The following is a 17,469-nucleotide window of genomic DNA, read 5'->3' as shown; positions in this document are numbered from 1 at the left end:
AGGGTGCCTGTATGGCACTCCGTTCCGACTGGTCTCAGCGCACCTGCAGCATGGCTCGCGGCCTCGACATCCTGGGCGACCCCTGGGGCATGCTGGTGCTCCGCGAGGTCTTTTTCGGCAACCGGCGCTTCGATGCCATCAAGTCCCGCCTGGAGGTGGCCGACTCGGTGCTCACCAGACGGCTGGCCGGTTTGGTGGAGTCGGGGCTGCTTAGTAAGAAGGCGTACGACGACGGCGGCCGCACGCGCCAGGAGTACGTCCTCACAGCCAAGGGCGAGGATGCCCTGCCGGTCCTCAATGCAGTGGTGATCTGGGCCGAAAAGCACCTGCCGGCGCCGTCGGAGCAGGCCCACATGTACGTCATCCACTCCGGCTGCGGCCAGCGGACCAGCTCCGCGGACACCTGCACCGAGTGCGGCGAGCCACTGACCGCCGCCAATACAAGCTGGCACAGCCTCACCCGGTCCGATAGTCCCCTTGAGCTGGCCACGGCGGCGCCCCCGCAGAAGGCAACAGCCCACGCCGCATCAGACGCCATGCCCTCATCAGACACGGTGCCTTCATCAGACACGGTGCCTTCACAGAACGGAACAGCCGCATGAGCGCCACGGAATCAGCAGAGCGCGAATCTGGGCAGCCCGTACTCGATCCAAAGCCACCCCGGCGCAGGCTGCACCCTGCCTGGATCGTGGCGGCGGTAGCGTTCCTGGCCCTGGTTGGCGCCGCCGGATTCCGGGCCGCACCAGGGGTCCTGATGATTCCGCTGCAACAGGAGTTCGGCTGGTCCACCACCGTCCTTTCCACAGCGGTCAGCATCAACCTTGTGCTCTTTGGCCTCACCGCCCCCTTTGCCGCTGCCCTGATGGAACGCTTCGGCATCCGCGCGGTGACGGCAACCGCGCTGGTGCTGATCGGTGCCGGGAGCGCGCTGACCGTGCTGGTCACCCAGTCCTGGCAGATCCTGTTGACCTGGGGTCTGCTCATCGGCCTGGGAACGGGTTCCATGGCACTGGTCTTCGCCGCCACCATCGCCAACACGTGGTTCTCCAAGAACCGCGGCCTGGTGATCGGCATCCTGACCGCCGGGAGTGCTGCCGGCCAGCTGGTCTTCCTGCCGTTCATCGCCATGCTGGCGCAGGACCCCGGCTGGCGGCTGGCGTCCCTGCTCATCGCCGCAGGTGCGCTGGCTGTGGTTCCGCTGGTGCTGAAGTTCCTCAAGAACTCACCCGCTGACGTCGGGGCATTGCCTTATGGCGAAACCGCAGCTGACGCCGCGGCGCCGGTTTCCGCCGAAGCCCCGGCAGCCGCCCCCAGCAGCAACGCCGCCGTGCGGGCCCTTCAGGTACTCAAACGCGCCAGCAAGGTGCGAACCTTCTGGGCTCTCGTGGCGGGCTTCGCGATCTGTGGTGCCACCACCAACGGGCTCATCGGCACCCACTTCATCCCGTCCGCCCACGACCACGGCATGCCTGAAACCACCGCAGCAGGCTTGCTCGCCGTCGTCGGGATCTTTGACATCCTGGGGACCATTGCCTCCGGCTGGCTGACGGACCGCTTCAACCCTCGAATCCTGCTGGCCGCCTACTACCAGTTCCGCGGCATCGGCCTGCTGGTGCTGCCGCTACTCCTGAGCGCCACGATCCAGCCCAGCATGATCGTGTTTGTGGTGATTTACGGCCTGGACTGGGTGGCCACAGTCCCGCCCACGGCCGCGATCTGCCGCAAGACATTCGGCGCGGACGGCAGCGTGGTGTTCGGCTGGGTCTTCGCCGCCCACCAGCTGGGTGCGGCCGCCGCAGCCCTCGGCGCCGGCGCCATCCGTGACGCCACCGGCCAGTACACCTACGCCTGGTTCGCAGCGGCCGCAATGTGCACTATCGCCGCCGTCATCAGCGCCACCATTCGCCGCGACGCCGTAGCGAGGGAACCGGCACCAGTTGTGGCAGCCTAGCCAATAACCCGTAAACGTCATTTGCATATGTAGTATGTAGCTACGGCGATGCGCCGTTCCACACATGCGGCATATCCCAGCAATCCGACAATGGGACCCGGCCGCCCGCAGCCAGCAAACTTGGGGGACAACGGATGGCACAGAGCGACCTGGACTTACCGGCCTTGGACGGGAAGCCGGCCGACGGCGGGCGTGTCGCCACCTCATCGGCCCCAATGCCTGGCCTGCGGCTGTGGAGGCTGGTTGCCCTGTGGCTGCCGGCGGCCGTTGTTGCCGTTCCCGTATGGTTTCTGCTCTCCAATTGGAACAAACAGGGCCTCGACTTCAGCGTCTACTGGCACGGCGGAAAGATCCTGAACGATGCAGGGTGGCACGCGTCGGCCCTGTACGGTCCGACCCTGGAATGGGCAGGGGGCCCGGGCCTGCCGTTCACGTATCCGCCGTTCGCGGCGCTGGTGTTCAGCCTCCTGGCCCGGCTCCCGGAACCTGTGGCGCTCCAACTGTTCAACGCGGCGGGTGTCGCCGTGGCCGCCTGGCTGTCGGCCCTCGCGGTGCGTTACTGGAACTCCAAACCCGACTGGCGTTCAGCGTTCGAAACACCCCGGAACTCCTGGATTGCGGCCGCCGGGCTTCTGGCCATGCTGACGCTCGGACCTTGGCGCGAGACCCTGGCCTTCGGGCAAATCAACATCCTGCTCATGGGGCTCATGACCGCGGACCTGCTGTCACGGAACCACCGCTGGAACCGCAGCATGCCCGGCAGCGGCTTCCTTGTGGGTGTCGCGGCCGGTATCAAGCTCACTCCGCTGGTCTTCGGCCTGTACTACCTGGTGCGGAAGGACTGGCGCGGCCTAACGAACATGGGTGCCGGCTTTGCGGCGACGGTGCTGGCGGGTTGGCTGCTGCGTCCCGTCGAGTCCCTCCAGTTCTGGTTCGACATCCTGCCGGATACCTCGCGGATCGGCGGCGCGGGATACGTGGACAATCTCTCCATCAAGGGTGCGCTCCTGCACTTCGGAGTCCCCGCCTCAGCCGTGACGGTGCCCTGGCTGCTCCTGAGCCTCGTCGTCGTGGCCATCGCAGTTGCAGTGATTAAATTGGCCAGCGATCAGGGCGCGCGGGTAGTGGCAGCGTCGGCCACTGCGCTCGCCATGCTGCTCATCAGCCCCGTGTCCTGGGCCCATCACTGGGTCTGGATGGCGGCCGTCTTGCCCGCATTCGCATGGACCCTGCGCGGGATTCCCGACCGTTTGCGGCGGCTGCGCGCGGTGATGACCTCCGTGCTGCTGCTCTCCGTCCTGACGTTCTGCTTCTCGCCGAAGACCATCGGGATGGCGTTCGACGCCGAAAATCTGGACATCCAGACACCCGGACTCTGGATCATGGCCTCCAGCGCCGGAGCCTTCTGCGGCGCCGCCATCCTGTGCTGCTGGCTGGCGGCCCTTCGCCGCGGCGCGTTGGAGACTGAGGAGCCTCGTCCCGGCGAGGCGGACAGCACCATTGAACCTGTCCCTGCCAAGGCGGCCCGGACGCAGCTACTAGGCTGATTACATGGGACAGACTCCAACTAAGAGCGACAGTCGCAAAACGGCCCTGATCACCGGGGTTGGCAGGCTCGCCGGCATCGGTGCAGGCATTGCCCGCCAGCTTGCGGCCGACGGCTGGGACCTGGTCCTGACGTACTGGCAGGACTACGACGCCCGGATGCCGTGGGGAATCCAGCCCGACGACGTCGTCCGTCTGACGGCCGAACTCGAGGCGATCGGCGCCCGCGTGTTCACGGTGCCGGCAGACCTGGAGGACCCGGAGGCGGCGGACCGGCTGATGGCCGCTGCCAACGAGCAGGCCGGGCCGCTGGAGGCCATGGTGCTGAGCCACGCCGAGTCCGTGGATTCCGGTATCCTTGACACCACCCTGGAGGCGTTCGAGCGCCACTTTGCCGTTAATGCCAGGGCGAGCTGGCAGCTCATTGCCGCGTTTGCGGGGCAGGCAACGGCCGACGGCGGCGCGATCGTGGCGCTGACCAGCGACCACACCGCGTTCAACCTTCCCTACGGCGCTTCCAAGGGCGCCCTGGACCGGATTGTCATCGCAGCGGCACGGGAGCTGGGCCCGCTCGGGATCTCCGCCAACGTGTTGAACCCGGGACCGATCGACACAGGCTGGATGAGCCGCGAAGTCAGGGAACAGGGCACCCGCCAGCAGCCGGGCGGCCGTCTCGGTACACCGGCCGATGTTGCCGGAACGGTGGCGTTCCTGCTCTCGCCCGCGGGCCGGTGGGTATCCGGCCAGCTGATCAAGTCCGACGGCGGCTTCTCGGCCTGAGGGGGCCGAGCCGCGCCTTTGGTGCGGCGGCCACCCGAACGGCGCTTAGCGGAAGGCGCCGAGGCCGGTGATGTGCTGGCCGAGCACCAGGGTATGTACCTCGTCCGTGCCCTCATAAGTGCGCACCGACTCCAGGTTGGCGGCATGCCGCAGCGGCGAATAGTCCAGGGTGATGCCGTTTCCGCCGAGGATGGAACGGGCCTCCCGGGCGACAGCGATGGCCTCGCGCACGTTGTTCAGCTTGCCCAGTGAGATCTGCTCGGGCCGGAGGGTCCCGGCATCCTTGAGGCGTCCCAGATGGAGCGCCAGCATGGTGCCTTTCTGGATCTCCAGCAGCATGTTGACCAGTTTTTCCTGGGTCAGCTGGTAGCCGGCCAACGGCTTCCCGAACTGGAGCCGTTCCTGTGAGTACCTCAGCGCTGCCTCGTGCGAATCGCGCGCCGCCCCCATGGCACCCCAGGCGATTCCGTACCGCGCCTCGTTCAGGCATGTGAAGGCTGCGCGCAGGCCCAGGGCACCCGGCAGCAGGGCCTCCGGTCCCAGCCGGACGCCGTCGAACACCACATCACACTGGATGGAGGCACGCATGGACAGCTTCCGCACGATGGGCGTGGCGGTGACGCCCGACGTTCCGGCAGGCACCAGGAAGCCGCGGATGCCGTCGTCGGTCCTGGCCCACACCACCATCACACCTGCCACGGAAGCGAACCCGATCCAGCGTTTGGCGCCATCGAGAATCCAGCCGGCGTCGTCCCCTGATCCGTCCCGGCGGGCAACGGTGGTCATGGAGGACGGGTCGGAGCCCGCCGTGGGTTCGGTCAGGGCGAAGCATCCGATCAGCTCGCCGGCGGCCATCCGCGGGAGCCATTCCTGCCTCTGTTCCTCGGAACCCCACTGATGGATGGCTGTCATGGCCAGCGAGCCCTGCACGGAAACGAAGGTGCGGATCCCGGAGTCTCCGGCCTCCAGTTCCATCGCCGCCAGCCCGTATTCGACGGCGGAGCGGCCGGGGCAGCCGTAACCCTCCAGATGCATCCCCAGGACCCCAAGCTCGCCGAGCTCCGCGGCAAGCTCCAGTGGGAAGACGGCGTCGTCATACCAGCGTGCAATGTCCGGTTTGATCCGCTGGTCCGTGAAATCGCGGATCCGCTCCCGGACAGCCAGTTCCTCGGGGGTCAGGAGCGAATCAAGGGCCAGGATGTCGGAGGGGTCCGCTGCCTTCGGCATGTCGTCAGGCGTGCTCATCCGCGCATCCCAGGGCTGGTGGTGCCCGGCTGTTGTGCCAGGAAGTACCCACGCGTGGACGGCAGGAACCTGCACACGACGGCCAGCACGACGCCGAGGGCCAGGAGCGCCACGCCGCTCACGAATGCCCCGCCGACGCCAAAGATCTGGGTGTCACCGTACGCCGGGTCCCACATCTGGACAGCTGAGACGAAGAAGGCCGCCGTCAGCATCAGGGCGCCCAGGAGGGGGAGGATCCCTCGGAACCAGAGGTTACGCCCGGAGCTCCGCAGCGTGCCGCGGAAATACCAGCAGCACGCGAATCCCGTGAGCGCATAGTAGAACGCGACAAACAGGCTGATGGAGCTGATGGAGTCGGCGAGCAGGTTTTCGCTGAGGAAGCTCATGGCCACGTAGTACACAACGGCCGCAGCACCCATCACCTGCGTGGAGAAGCCGGGGGTCTGGTTTCGCGGATGGACTTCACCGAACTTGGGCGGCAGCGCGCCGTGGACGCCCATGGACAGTGTTCCGCGGGCCGTCGGGAGAATGGTGGTCTGCGTGGAGGACAGCACCGAGGCCAGCACGGCCACCACAATCAGCCAGCCCCACGGACCCAGGACCACGTCCTTCATGGCCAGGAACACATCGTCCTGGTTGGCTTCGTTGCCAAGGCCGATTCCTTCCGTACCCACTGAGGCATACATCATCACCAGGAGTGCCACTGAGACGTAGATGGCCACCAGGACAAAGGCGGAGATGACCGCGCCGCGGCCGGGCGTCGTGGAGGGGTTTTCGGTTTCCTCGTTCACCGCCAGGCAGGTATCCCAGCCCCAGTAGATGAACAGGGCCAGCAGAGCCCCGTGCACTACGGCGCCCGGATCGGCAAAGGCGCCTGCGGGGTTGAACCACTCTAGGTCGAAGGTTTGACTGGTTGTGGCTTCGCCGGATGCCCCGCCCGCGATACCCACGATGATGGCCAGCGCGAAGATCCCCAGGGCGATGTACTGCACATATGTCAGCACGCGCTGGACCTGCTCGCCCAGCCGGATTCCGCGATAGTTCACCAGAGTCATAAAGGCGATGAACACCACGCCCGTGGCCGTGACCAGCACCTTGTTCTCCGCCAACGAGCCGTCCCCGATCAGGAGCCACAAGTACTGTCCCGCTACCTGGGCCAGGTTGGCCAGCACCACGATTCCGGCCAAGGCAACGCCCCAGCCCCCCAGCCACCCCGCCCAGGGCCCGAAGGCCCGCCGCGACCAAGTGAAGGTGGTGCCGCAATCAGGCATGGCGCTGTTGAGTTCCCGGAAGGCATAAGCAATAAACAGGACGGGGATGAACCCGAGCAGCAGGATCAGCGGGGTGTAGTCGCCGTTCACAGCCACGATCAGGCCCAGGGTGGCCGCCAGCGAGTACACCGGGGCGGTGGAGGCCAGCCCCAGCATGACCGAGTCGCCGAGGTCCAGGATCCCGGCGCGCAGCCCCTTGGCCGGGACGCCACCGCCTGATGGTCCCCGCTTCCCGCCTCCCGCCGTCGTCGTCTTTGCGCTCATGGCGTGGTCACCGGGCTCATGAATGTTATGGGGCTCATAGGGCGATACCTGCTTTGCTGGAGTGGGCCTGCGCCGAAAGCGGAGCCGGGGCGTCGATGGTGTTGGGCACAAAACGGCAGAAGTAATCGGTGATGGGGCCGTCAGATTCCCGGATCCCACAGCCCACGGACTCGCCGTCCACCACCCACAGGCCCAGGACCGGGTGATTGCCGTCAAAGTCCGGCAGCTGGTGGTACTGCTGGTAGCACCAGCCCTCGCGGCCGTAACCGCCGGGCTGCTCGAGGCTGATGCCGTCCGCGTGGAGCCGGATGTTGTCGCCCTCCCGGCCGTGTAAGGGCTTGGCCACCCACTCCTTGAGCGGGCCGGGCTCGTTCAGGTACGCAGGCAGCAGGTTGGGGTGGTCCGGGTACAGGTGCCACAGCGCTGCCAGGAGTGCCTTGTTGGAGAGCAGCATCTTCCAGGCAGGTTCCACCCAGCGCGGATTGTGGGCGCGCTGGAGCAGCCGGTGCCCGAACGGTTCCTTCATCATCAGCTCCCAGGGATAGAGCTTGAACATGGTGCTGATCATGAAGTTGTCCAGGTCCACGAAGCGGTTGAGGTTGGGGTCCCAGCCGATATCGGACATGTTGATGCCGATGGTGGTCCACCCCGCCTGGCTGGCCACATCGCGCATGTACGCTGCGGTCATCCAGTCCTCGCCGGATTCCTCGGCCTCGGAGTGGGCAATGTGAAGGGTGCTCATGCCGGTGCGGTACTGCATCTTTTTCCACTGCCGGATCAGGGCCTCGTGGATGCCGTTCCACTGGTCTTTCTCCGGAAAAACGTCCTGCAGCCAGAACCACTGCGCGACGGCGGCCTCGATCAGGCCGGTCGGAGTGTCGGCGTTGTATTCCAACATCTTGGCCGGCCCGCCCTGCCCGTCGTAGATGAAGTCGAAGCGGCCGTAGACGTCGATGTCGCCGGCCTGAAGCGACTCACCAGCAAGTTCCAACGCCTGGGGCCCAATGCCGATGGTGCCCATGGCTCCCGTGGCCAGGAATTTAGCCGCTTCCAGGCACATTTTGTGCATGTCCTCGGCCGTCACCTCGAGCGCCTCCACTTCGTCCATGGTGAACTCGTAGTAGGCGCCCTCATGCCAGTATTCGACCTTCCGGCCGTCCGGCATGGTGGTGGTGGAGAAGACCAGGCCCTGCTCTTCGATCTTCTGCTTCCAGCCAGGCCTGGGCTCCGATAACAAACGCTTCATGCCTAGCCCCCCGTGCTTCCGCCGCCTTTGGAGCTGCTGCCAAAGCCGCCCCGGCTGACGGTGCCGCCCTTGGTGCTGTAGCCAGTGGATGCCTTGGCGCCGCTGGGAATGGTGGACGTGTAACTCGGATAGGCGGAGCGGTTCTGGCCTACCGCCGGAACACTGGCGCCGCGGGAATAGAAGTACCACGCGAAGAGGCCGCCGCTCCGCCCGGCCGAGCTGTTGCACTGGGTATCGTCCACGCGTTCGCCGGTTTCGTCGTTGAAACACACCTGTGCGTAGTCGGCCTCGTCCTGGTTGCTGGCCACCACTGCGGTGATGGTTCCCGCGAGCAAGGCCGTGACACCCAGGCCAACCACCACAGTGCGCCGCTGCGAACGCTTTTTGCGCGCTGCCGCCTCAGTGGCCTGGCGCTCACGGTCCCTGGCGAAGGGGTCCACCACCGTGGGTGGTTCATTCAGGAGTTCAGGATGGAGTTCCGGTTTGGGCACCTGCCAGGGTGGGGCCTTCGCGGCGTCAGGGGCCGCTGGTTCGGCAGGGCCCTCTTTCGGATCCTGCTCCGGATCCTTGTTCGGGTCCACGGCGTCCCCCCCTCGATAGTCCATGCTGCACAGGCGCGGCGTCGCGCCCTGAATCTCAATCCTCAAATCAGCGTAGTCCCTGCCCGTGCCGCCTGCGAGCAGAAGCCGGTGGAGAACTTCCACCTCCTTGATAGGAGATGCCACCGCGGTGGAACTTACACTGGAGCCATGGAAACTGCCTCTGTGCTTGCCGTCTGCCGAGTCCACAAGCTCCTCAGTGATGAAGGAAGTGTCGGAGTGACGGCAATCGACAAGAGGGCGGTTGAGGGGCCAGTCAAGGTGCACAAACTGGGCCTGCACGGCGACATCCAGGCTAGCCGGATCCATCACGGTGGCGAGGACCAGGCCATCTACGCCTATTCCCAAGCCGATGCGGACTACTGGGCAGGTGAGCTGAACCGGGACCTCCCGCCGGGAATCTTCGGGGAGAACCTCCGCGTCGCTGGCATCGACGCCACCGGGGCAGTGATCGGTGAACGCTGGAAGATCGGGATGGACGTCGAAGTTGAAGTCACCTCGCCCCGCACCCCCTGCGCCACGTTCCAGCGCCGGATGGGGGAGCCTAAGTTCGTCAAGCGCTTCACGGATGCCGGGAGGGTGGGAGCGTACCTCAGGGTGATCCGTACCGGCAGCATCCGCGCGGGCGATCACATCCACCGCGTGTTCGTGCCTGCGCATGGGGTCACCGTCGGCAAGTGGTTCAGCGAGCCCGATCTGGAGTCCATGGAAGCGCTGCTGGACGCCGAGGCCGATGGCGAGATCCGCCTGCAGCAGCCCGAATATCACCAGAAGTTCGAGGCGCTGCAGCGCCAGCTGGGCCGGTGACCCTGCACTGAATCGGGCCGGAACCTGCTGCCGTGTGCGCAAGCTCACCGCCGCCGTCGGCCGTTCGATTACGCCTGGGACGATCTGTGCCTTACACTTGAAATATCCCCCACTCCGGAAATCCCTTATTCCTGCCCAATTTTTGAGGCAGGACTGGCAAGTGTTGGGGCCCGCTACTGTGATGCGGGCATTTTCATAGGGAGAGCCGGCTAAAGAAAACGCTGTACAGACTGCTGGGATAGCAGCCAAGAGATGCAGCGGGAAGTCCTGCCACGGGATTGCGAAAGCGCCGGACTTCCAGTGACCGGCCGGTCAATGTATGCCCGGCACCTACGGCACACGTACTGCGGCTCCGCTCACCTCGGGTAGTGCCGCCTGGCCCCCTATGGATGAGGAAATTTCCCTATGCCCGAAAATCAGAACGACCCTACCGCTGAAGCGGCAGCCACGGAAAACACCGTGAACGACGTCGAGACCGCACCTCCCGCTGTCTTCATCGAAGCGCCGCAGGCTGAAGAAGCCCCCGCTCCCACGGACGAAGAGGCCCCCGCCGCCCCCACGGAAGCTCCTGCAGCCAAGGCTGAGGAATCCGAAGAAGAAGGCGTTAAGTTCGCCGATCTTGGCATCGATCCCCGCGTCCTTGCAGCCCTGCAGGACGTCGGCTACGAAAAGCCTTCCCCCATCCAGGCAGCGACCATCCCGTTGCTGCTTGAAGGCCGCGACGTCGTGGGCCTCGCCCAGACCGGCACCGGTAAGACTGCAGCATTCGCAGTACCGGCACTGTCCCGCCTGGCCGAGCTCCACGACCTCAACGGCCCGTCCCGCAAGACGCAGGCACTGGTCCTGGCCCCGACCCGCGAGCTCGCGCTCCAGGTTGCCGAGGCCTTCACCTCCTATGCCAAGCACATCGATGACTTCACGGTCCTCCCGGTTTACGGTGGCTCCGCCTACGGCCCCCAGCTCGCCGGCCTGCGCCGCGGTGCCCAGGTTGTTGTGGGTACCCCCGGCCGCGTGATCGACCACATCTCCAAGGGCTCCCTGGACCTGTCCGAACTCCAGTACCTCGTACTGGACGAGGCCGACGAAATGCTCCGCATGGGCTTCGCCGAAGACGTGGAGCAGATCTTCCAGCAGACACCGTCGGACCGCCAGGTGGCGCTGTTCTCGGCCACCATGCCGAGCCAGATCCGCAGGATGTCCAAGCAGTACCTGAACAACCCTGCTGAGATCTCGGTGAAGTCCAAGACCACCACCGGCGCCAACACCAAGCAGCGCTACCTGCAGGTCATGGGCCCCCACAAGCTTGATGCCCTCACCCGCATCCTCGAGGTGGAAGAGTTCGACGGCGTCATCGCCTTCGTACGCACCAAGATGGCTACCGAGGACCTGGCTGACAAGCTGAAGGCCCGCGGCTTCCAGGCGGCGGCCATCAATGGTGACATCCCGCAGCAGCAGCGCGAGCGCACGGTTGACGCGCTGAAGGAAGGCCGCATCGACGTCTTGGTGGCCACCGACGTCGCAGCCCGTGGCCTTGACGTGGAGCGCATCAGCCACGTCATCAACTACGACATCCCGCACGACACCGAGTCCTATGTGCACCGCATTGGCCGCACCGGCCGTGCAGGCCGCTCCGGCGACGCGATCCTCTTCATGACGCCGCGGGAGAAGTACCTGCTGCGCTCCATCGAGAAGGCAACCCGCCAGCCGGTGGAACAGATGCACCTCCCCACGGCCGAGACCGTGAACACGCTCCGCCTGGGCAAGTTCGCCGAGCGGATCACCGAGACCCTTGAGTCCGAGGATGTTGCAGCGTTCCGCGACCTCATCTCCTCCTACGAGGAAGAGCACAACGTACCGGCCGCTGAGATCGCTGCCGCACTGGCGGTCATGGCGCAGGGCGGACAGCCGCTGCTGGTCAAGGAACTGCCTGCTGCTCCGGAATTCCAGAAGCGCGAGCGCGCCAAGGACGGCTTCGGTTCCCGTGGCCCGACCCGCACGCTGACCGAGGGCAACGCCACCTACCGGATCGCCGTCGGACGCCGCCAGCGCGTCATGCCGGGTTCCATCGTGGGCGCCATTGCCAACGAAGGCGGCATCTCTTCGGCCCAGATCGGCGGCATCGACATCCGCTCGGACCACTCCCTCGTGGAGCTCCCGGCTGACCTGAGCCCCGAGCAGCTGCGCGCCCTGTCCCGCACCCGGATCGGCGGCGAGCTGATCCACCTCGAGCTGGACAACGGACGCAAGCCGTCCGGCGGCGGCGAGCGGGGCGGCTACCAGGGCAGCCGTGGCGGAGACCGCGGCGGCTACTCCGGCGGTGACCGTGGGGGCAACTTCAAGGGCAGCGGCGGGTTCAAGAAGGAATTCCGCAAGACCGAAGGCGGCGCTGCTGACCGCGGCGGCCGCTCCTACAGCGAACGTTCGGAGCGCAGCGTTGGCGCCGACAGCGGGGCCACCCGCGGTCAGGCCAGCGACTCCCGCTTCGGCGGCCACGGCGACGGCTCACGCAAGCCCCGCCACGGCAACGAAGGCGGACAGCGCGACTTCAACCGCAAGGGCAAGTGGTAAACGTCAGCTAGTCTGACGTTTCCCCCGATGGGCCGGCTTTCGAGCCGGCCCATCGGCGTTTAACGCCCGACGGCGGGAGCTGGCAAGGCGCCTGTCCGGGCTGTCCGTGCCTAGCGCCGCCGTCGGAAGTCCGGCCCGCGGGGAGCGGGGTCCTTGGAGGAGCCTGCTTCCGGCCATACGATCGAAGGGCTACCGGTCTGCGTAGCTGCGGGACCTTGCCGGACTGATTCCTGGCCGGGGACCGCACAGCTTAGCGAAAGGCATCACGTGGGATTCCTGGACGATCTGAAAAAGAACCTCGGCTTCGGCGCAAAGGACGGGCGGCACAGCGAGCCTCAGCCCGCCCCAGGCTTGGATGCGGATGCCAGCCGGGGGACACCTGCCCCCGCTCCTGCCGCAGGCGCAGGGACCGCCACTCCCCAGGCGACTGCAGAGGCGACCGCGGAGGCCACAGCCCAGCAGGATGCGGCAACGCGTGAGGCGGCCCAGCAGCAGGCCGCCGAAGAGTCCGCCGACGCCCAGCAGGTCGCGGCCGCCCAGGCCGCTGCCGATGCCGTGGCGGCACAGCAGGCGGATTCTGTACCTCCTGTCACGCCTGCGCCCGCAGATCAGCTGACAGGGGTGTCGGAGGTCGTGGTTGAGCCAGGCGATACCCTGGCTGGCATCGCGATGCAGTTCGCGGTGGACCTGGACGAACTCATCGCTGTCAACGCCGATACCGTGCCGAATCCGGACGTGATCTACCCGGGGCAAGTGATCCGCCTGCCGTAGATCTGACCGTCAGGACAGGCCACAAAAGAGCCGCCGATGCAACTGTTTCGGCGGCTCTTGACCTGCCTCCATGGCGATTTGTTGGTGGTGAAATCTTCCGGTAGAGTATTTACTCGTTGCCCCCCTAGCTCAGTGGTAGAGCGCGTTCTTGGTAAGAACGAGGTCACCGGATCGATTCCGGTGGGGGGCTCTGGATGAGGGCCTGTGTCAAGGCGGTTTTGACCGGCTTGATGCAGGTTTTTCTCATTCGTGGCGGTGTAGCTCAGTTGGTTAGAGCGCACGACTCATAATCGTGAGGTCGGGAGATCGAGCCTCCCCACCGCTACAAGCTGAGCCCCCGAAATCCTTGAGATTTCGGGGGTTTTTTGTCTCCACGTTTAGGGGGCGTCGGCGTCCTGGTACGTGTTGGTTTACGGCGCCTGGGCGGCCATCGTGGTGGTGGTTTTCCCGCCCGTCTTTCAGCTTCGCCTGATCACCCTGGATGTCCCCTGCGATAAGTGACCGTGACAAGTACACCGTTTCGCCGTAGCTTGGCAACACCTGCCGAATGGGGATATCAGTGGACTTCTTCGAAACAATCCTGTTTCCGTTCAAATGGCTTGTGTCCATCATCATGGTGGGATTCCATGAGGGCCTAAGCTCCATCGGCATGCCGGCAGCGGACGGCTGGACCTGGACACTCTCCATTATCGGGCTTGTGCTGGTCATCCGTGCCGCACTGATTCCCGTGTTCCTGAAACAGGTCAACGCCCAGCGCCGCTTGCGGCTCCTGCAGCCTGACCTGAAGAAGCTCCAGGAGAAGTACAAGGGCAAAACTGATCCCCTTTCGCGGCAGGCCATGGCTCAGGAACAGATGGCGCTGTACAAGGAGCACGGGACCAACCCCTTCTCGGCCTGCCTCCCCATGCTGATCCAGATGCCGTTTTTCTTTGCCCTCTTCCAGGTGCTCTCAGGCATCACCACTGCAGCCAACCAAGGCACAGGCATTGGCGCCATGAGCCACGAGCTAGTGGTGCAGTTCGATGAAGCCAGCATTTTCGGCGCTCCGCTGTCTGCATCCGTGCTCCATGGCGGCGGCGGGGATCCAGTTGCGGTGGCAGTGCTGACCATTCTGATGATCCTTGCCATGACGGCCTCGCAGTTCATCACGCAGAAACAGATCATGGCCAAGAACATGCCAGAAGAGGCCACGGCGAGCCCGTTCCTGCAGCAGCAGAAGGTGGTGCTCTACATCCTGCCGGTCGTTTTCGGTGTGGGTGGCATCATCTTCCCCATCGGCGTCCTGACCTACTGGACCATCACCAACCTCTGGACCATGGGGCAGCAGTTCTTCGTCACCGGCCGGCGGGCGCCCGGTCAGGGCAGGCTCCCGCATCAAGGGTGAACCTATCCAACCATCAGCGAACACGACAGAATGGGCGCATGGCTCAACTGACCTACACAGGCATCACCTCGCTCGACGGGTACATCGCGGACCTGGACGGAAACTTCGGCTGGAGCGCGCCGGACGAGGAAGTCCATGCGTTCGTCAACGATCTGGAGCGCTCAGTTGGCACCTTCCTTTTAGGACGCCGGATGTACGGGGTCATGTCCGTCTGGGAAACCCTGGACACCGAAAACGAGCCGCCGGTCATGCAGGACTATGCCCGCATCTGGCAGGCTGCGGAGAAGATCGTCTACTCCAGCAAGCTCACCGAGGCGTCCACGTCGCGCACAAGGATCGAGCCCACGTTCAGCCCGGAAGCCGTCCGGCAGCTCAAGGAAAGCAGCAGCCGCGAGATCAGCATCGGAGGCGCCAACCTCGCAGCCTCGGCCCTCTCGGCAGGGCTCGTGGACGAATGCCGGCTGTTCATCAACCCCGTGGTGGTGGGAGGCGGCACGCAGTTCCTGCCGGACGGCCTCGCCCTGAAGCTTGAACTGCTCGAGGACCACCGGTTCGGAAACGGCGTCGTCTACCTCCGTTACCGCACCCTCTCCTGACCCCGCCAGCACGGATAAGGCATGCAGGCGACAGATGACCCCATGGCTGGCCGCGAGGGGCAGAATATAACGATGACCCGCATCGCAATCATCGGCGGCCACGGCAAAGTGGCCCTCCACCTGTCCGCCCTCCTTACAGAGGAAGGCCACAGCGTCACGTCCTTTATCCGCAATCCGGACCATGCCGGAGATGTCGCGGCAACCGGCGCGACGCCGTCGGTACTGGACGTTGAAAACTCGACGACGGCGGCCATCGCCGATGCGATCCGGGGACACGACGCCGTGGTCTGGTCTGCCGGCGCAGGCGGCGGGAGCCCGGAGCGGACCTACGCCGTGGACCGGGACGCCGCGATCCGGTCGATGGACGCGGCAGCCGAGGCCGGCGTCGGGCGTTACATCATGGTGTCCTACCTGGGAGCCCGTCCGGATCACGGGGTGCCGCCGGACAACGGCTTTTATCCCTATGCGGAGGCCAAGGCGGCCGCCGACGAATACCTGCGCCGCACCCCGCTGGCGTGGACCATCCTGGGTCCCGGATCGCTGACCGACAAGCCCGGGACCGGGCGTATCGACGTCGACCCCGCGCCGGGGGAGGGCAGCCGCGAGACCTCCCGCAGCAATACCGCGATTGTGGCGGCTGCTGTCCTGGACCTGCCGGAAACGGCAGGCAGGACCATCGAATTCCGTGACGGCACCCTGCCGGTGTCCGCGGCACTGCAGCCGCTCACCTAGCAGGGGTGGAGGTTCAGGCCTTCAACTCCAGGTCCAGGGTGTTATTCTCCACGTAGTCCAGGGCACACCTGACTGCGCCCACGGTCACGATCGAGTCGCCAGTGAGCATTCCTCGGGCACATCCAGGTCCGTGGGCTCGATCACGAAAACCGGAAACACCCACGCCCGCCGGCTTCCCGTCGAAGCGGCCTGGCACCACCGCACGCCATGCAACACCCCCGTCCAGGCTCATGCACTCCCGGTGGGAGGATACCCTCGGCTCCCTCAGCGCAGCCCTGACATGATTCGCATCTTAATCAGCTATCTCCTGAGTGCGCAGCACAAGGTCCAGGCTGTTTTTCTCCACATAGTCCAAGGCGCTCCTCGTGGCACCTACAGCAACTATCGAATCTTCTAGCGGAGAAACGGCGATCCGCGGCGGGGTCGCCGTAAATTCTTTCAGTCGCTCGGCGATGGGCTCAAGCAGCACCCCGGCGGACTTAGCCACGGCGCCGCCGATAACGACCAGTTCCGGGTTGAAGATGGTGGCCACCGCTCCGATGACCCTGGCCATCCTGTCCGCGAGACGGTCCAGGATTTTTACGGCCACATCGTCCCCATCCGCCGCTGCGGCGAAAACATGTTCGGCTTCGACGCCCTCCTGGGCATGCGTTCGTAGGGATGTCTTGGCTTTGCCTGCCAGGGCTTCAATGGCCCATGTTCTGGCCATGAGGGCGATACCGAAGGTATCGCCTACACCTTCGACCTGCTTCAGGAACGCCAACTCGCCGGCACCGCCGTGACTGCCGTGCAGGAGTCGCCCGCCGTCGATGACTCCCGAACCGAAGCGTTCGCTGGAGAGGATCACCACGACGTCGTCCACGCCGGCAGAGGCGCCGCGCCAGCGTTCACCCAAGGCAGCAAGGTTTGCATCGTTTTCCAGCATCACGGTCCAGCCGTGGAGGTCCTGAAAAGCGGCTTTGATGTCTACATCAAAAAGCTCCCAGAAGCGTTGGGTGGCCAACACCTCACCGTTTCGGTCAACAGGTGCTGCGATTCCCACGCTCACAGTAAGCACCTTGTCGGCAGAAACACCTGCGTTTTGAAGGGCCGTCATCGCCGTCCGATCGATGACGGCAAGACGTTCCTCGGCAGTCATCTGGCCGGGGATGCGCTCCTCGGCCCTGATTTGGACGCCGGGGAATGGTTGACTGGACCTTCCGACAGTTTCCCCCCGGAGGTTTGATACCACGGCAGTGGCCTTTGCGATTCCCACGTCCACGCCCATGACGTAACCGGCACTTTCGTTGAGCTCGAACCGGCGGGCCGGCCGGCCTTTCTGGTACTCGCCGAAGGCGCGCTGGTTCTCCAGTTCCCTGATCCAACCGCGTTCCATCAGCTCCTCGCACACCGATATGGCGGTGGCCCGTGCGAGTCCAGTTGCCTGCATGACCTCAGTAACTGTCACTGCACGCGAAGCTCGGATGAAGTCCAGAACCGCACTGGCGCTTGCTCTGCGCAGCAGTTGAGGCCCGGCTGTTGAGATCACAGAAGACATGGGTATTGACCTCTCTCTGAGTTATGCACATAATACTTGAAGGACTAAATTTTGGTCCGGAATTAAATCGGACTGTTTCCTGGACTCCCCTTGGAGGAGTCGCGTAGTCATTACGGTTCCCCTTACTCACATCTTCCGGGCCCCAGTGTGGGCTTGGTCAGGAGGTCAACGTT

The 17,469-nt window shown here is 65.1% G+C and carries 15 protein-coding genes, 2 tRNA genes and 1 pseudogene; 13 read left to right on the top strand and 5 right to left on the bottom strand.

What is annotated here, in order from left to right; translation table 11 throughout:
* Nucleotides 1-11 precede the first annotated feature (11 nt).
* The 4 genes from J7E83_RS08695 to J7E83_RS08680 all read left to right on the top strand — a co-directional run bounded on the left by J7E83_RS08695 (nt 12) and on the right by J7E83_RS08680 (nt 4,276).
* Nucleotides 12-602, top strand: coding sequence for a helix-turn-helix domain-containing protein (locus tag J7E83_RS08695; protein WP_214960866.1), 591 nt, complete (start codon nt 12-14; stop codon nt 600-602).
* Nucleotides 599-1,951, top strand: coding sequence for an MFS transporter (locus J7E83_RS08690; protein WP_251043496.1), 1,353 nt, complete (start codon nt 599-601; stop codon nt 1,949-1,951). Before J7E83_RS08695 ends, J7E83_RS08690 begins: the two co-directional genes overlap by 4 nt.
* Nucleotides 1,952-2,085: 134 nt before the next feature.
* Entirely contained in the window at nt 2,086-3,498 is a 1,413-nt protein-coding gene (locus J7E83_RS08685) for a glycosyltransferase 87 family protein (RefSeq protein ID WP_251043495.1), read from the top strand.
* 4 nt (nt 3,499-3,502) lie between these two features.
* On the top strand, nt 3,503-4,276 hold the full coding sequence (locus J7E83_RS08680) for an SDR family oxidoreductase (RefSeq protein WP_214960865.1): 774 nt from the start codon (nt 3,503-3,505) through the stop codon (nt 4,274-4,276).
* Between the two features lie 45 nt (nt 4,277-4,321).
* On the opposite strand, the gene J7E83_RS08675 is transcribed toward J7E83_RS08680, so the two are convergent.
* Genes J7E83_RS08675 through J7E83_RS08660 form a run of 4 tightly spaced genes read right to left on the bottom strand, consistent with a single transcriptional unit; the run spans nt 4,322 to nt 8,883 of the window.
* Entirely contained in the window at nt 4,322-5,521 is a 1,200-nt protein-coding gene (locus J7E83_RS08675) for an acyl-CoA dehydrogenase family protein (protein ID WP_214960863.1), read from the bottom strand.
* Complete coding sequence (locus J7E83_RS08670; RefSeq protein WP_214960850.1) at nt 5,518-7,056, bottom strand: APC family permease; 1,539 nt, start codon at nt 7,054-7,056, stop codon at nt 5,518-5,520. The genes J7E83_RS08675 and J7E83_RS08670 overlap by 4 nt, the downstream gene beginning before the upstream one ends.
* A 34-nt stretch (nt 7,057-7,090) precedes the next feature.
* Nucleotides 7,091-8,302 carry a glutathionylspermidine synthase family protein gene (locus tag J7E83_RS08665; RefSeq protein ID WP_214960848.1) on the bottom strand — a complete coding sequence of 404 codons (1,212 nt, stop codon included), beginning with the start codon at nt 8,300-8,302 and terminating at the stop codon, nt 7,091-7,093.
* Nucleotides 8,303-8,304: 2 nt separating this feature from the next.
* Complete coding sequence (locus J7E83_RS08660; RefSeq protein ID WP_396020524.1) at nt 8,305-8,883, bottom strand: Tat pathway signal protein; 579 nt, start codon at nt 8,881-8,883, stop codon at nt 8,305-8,307.
* 168 nt (nt 8,884-9,051) lie between these two features.
* Between J7E83_RS08660 and J7E83_RS08655 the strand changes: the two genes are divergently transcribed.
* The 9 genes and pseudogenes from J7E83_RS08655 to J7E83_RS08615 form a co-directional block, all read left to right on the top strand.
* A complete protein-coding gene (locus tag J7E83_RS08655) occupies nt 9,052-9,708 on the top strand; it encodes an MOSC domain-containing protein (protein ID WP_214960846.1) in 657 nt (218 codons plus the stop codon).
* A 405-nt stretch (nt 9,709-10,113) separates the two neighbouring features.
* Nucleotides 10,114-12,276, top strand: a complete 2,163-nt coding sequence (locus J7E83_RS08650) for a DEAD/DEAH box helicase (RefSeq protein ID WP_214960844.1) — start codon at nt 10,114-10,116, stop codon at nt 12,274-12,276.
* Nucleotides 12,277-12,543: 267 nt separating this feature from the next.
* Entirely contained in the window at nt 12,544-13,047 is a 504-nt protein-coding gene (locus tag J7E83_RS08645) for a LysM peptidoglycan-binding domain-containing protein (RefSeq protein ID WP_214960842.1), read from the top strand.
* A gap of 118 nt (nt 13,048-13,165) precedes the next feature.
* Nucleotides 13,166-13,237: transfer RNA gene (locus J7E83_RS08640), tRNA-Thr, on the top strand.
* A gap of 61 nt (nt 13,238-13,298) precedes the next feature.
* Nucleotides 13,299-13,372: transfer RNA gene (locus tag J7E83_RS08635), tRNA-Met, on the top strand.
* A 234-nt stretch (nt 13,373-13,606) separates the two neighbouring features.
* Nucleotides 13,607-14,431, top strand: a complete 825-nt coding sequence (gene yidC / locus J7E83_RS08630; protein WP_214961118.1) for a membrane protein insertase YidC — start codon at nt 13,607-13,609, stop codon at nt 14,429-14,431.
* A gap of 38 nt (nt 14,432-14,469) precedes the next feature.
* Nucleotides 14,470-15,027, top strand: coding sequence for a dihydrofolate reductase family protein (locus J7E83_RS08625; RefSeq protein WP_214960840.1), 558 nt, complete (start codon nt 14,470-14,472; stop codon nt 15,025-15,027).
* Between the two features lie 72 nt (nt 15,028-15,099).
* Nucleotides 15,100-15,759 (top strand): SDR family oxidoreductase, encoded by a 660-nt coding sequence (locus J7E83_RS08620; protein WP_214960838.1) that lies wholly within the window; start codon nt 15,100-15,102, stop codon nt 15,757-15,759.
* 100 nt (nt 15,760-15,859) lie between these two features.
* Nucleotides 15,860-15,967: pseudogene (locus J7E83_RS08615) on the top strand (transposase); the annotation flags it as partial.
* An 84-nt stretch (nt 15,968-16,051) separates the two neighbouring features.
* Here the strand turns inward: J7E83_RS08615 and J7E83_RS08610 are convergent.
* Nucleotides 16,052-17,296 (bottom strand): ROK family protein, encoded by a 1,245-nt coding sequence (locus J7E83_RS08610; RefSeq protein WP_214960837.1) that lies wholly within the window; start codon nt 17,294-17,296, stop codon nt 16,052-16,054.
* Nucleotides 17,297-17,469: the final 173 nt, after the last annotated feature.

The sequence above is a fragment of the Arthrobacter sp. ISL-48 genome (assembly GCF_018613805.1).
Classification (GTDB): Bacteria; Actinomycetota; Actinomycetes; order Actinomycetales; family Micrococcaceae; genus Arthrobacter.
The sequence above is the reverse complement of the archived record's forward strand: the minus strand, read 5'-3'. Positions and strand labels throughout refer to the sequence as shown.

What these genes read in the sequence shown, in the direction of transcription:
- J7E83_RS08650 (WP_214960844.1), top strand. Translation starts at nt 10,114, where the DNA reads ATGCCCGAAAATCAGAACGACCCTACCGCTGAAGCGGCAGCCACGGAA.
- J7E83_RS08625 (WP_214960840.1), top strand. Translation starts at nt 14,470, where the DNA reads ATGGCTCAACTGACCTACACAGGCATCACCTCGCTCGACGGGTACATC.
- J7E83_RS08655 (WP_214960846.1), top strand. Translation starts at nt 9,052, where the DNA reads ATGGAAACTGCCTCTGTGCTTGCCGTCTGCCGAGTCCACAAGCTCCTC.
- J7E83_RS08620 (WP_214960838.1), top strand. Translation starts at nt 15,100, where the DNA reads ATGACCCGCATCGCAATCATCGGCGGCCACGGCAAAGTGGCCCTCCAC.
- J7E83_RS08690 (WP_251043496.1), top strand. Translation starts at nt 599, where the DNA reads ATGAGCGCCACGGAATCAGCAGAGCGCGAATCTGGGCAGCCCGTACTC.
- J7E83_RS08665 (WP_214960848.1), bottom strand. Translation starts at nt 8,302, where the DNA reads ATGAAGCGTTTGTTATCGGAGCCCAGGCCTGGCTGGAAGCAGAAGATC.
- J7E83_RS08680 (WP_214960865.1), top strand. Translation starts at nt 3,503, where the DNA reads ATGGGACAGACTCCAACTAAGAGCGACAGTCGCAAAACGGCCCTGATC.
- J7E83_RS08610 (WP_214960837.1), bottom strand. Translation starts at nt 17,296, where the DNA reads ATGTCTTCTGTGATCTCAACAGCCGGGCCTCAACTGCTGCGCAGAGCA.
- J7E83_RS08670 (WP_214960850.1), bottom strand. Translation starts at nt 7,056, where the DNA reads ATGAGCGCAAAGACGACGACGGCGGGAGGCGGGAAGCGGGGACCATCA.
- J7E83_RS08675 (WP_214960863.1), bottom strand. Translation starts at nt 5,521, where the DNA reads ATGAGCACGCCTGACGACATGCCGAAGGCAGCGGACCCCTCCGACATC.
- J7E83_RS08695 (WP_214960866.1), top strand. Translation starts at nt 12, where the DNA reads ATGGCACTCCGTTCCGACTGGTCTCAGCGCACCTGCAGCATGGCTCGC.
- J7E83_RS08685 (WP_251043495.1), top strand. Translation starts at nt 2,086, where the DNA reads ATGGCACAGAGCGACCTGGACTTACCGGCCTTGGACGGGAAGCCGGCC.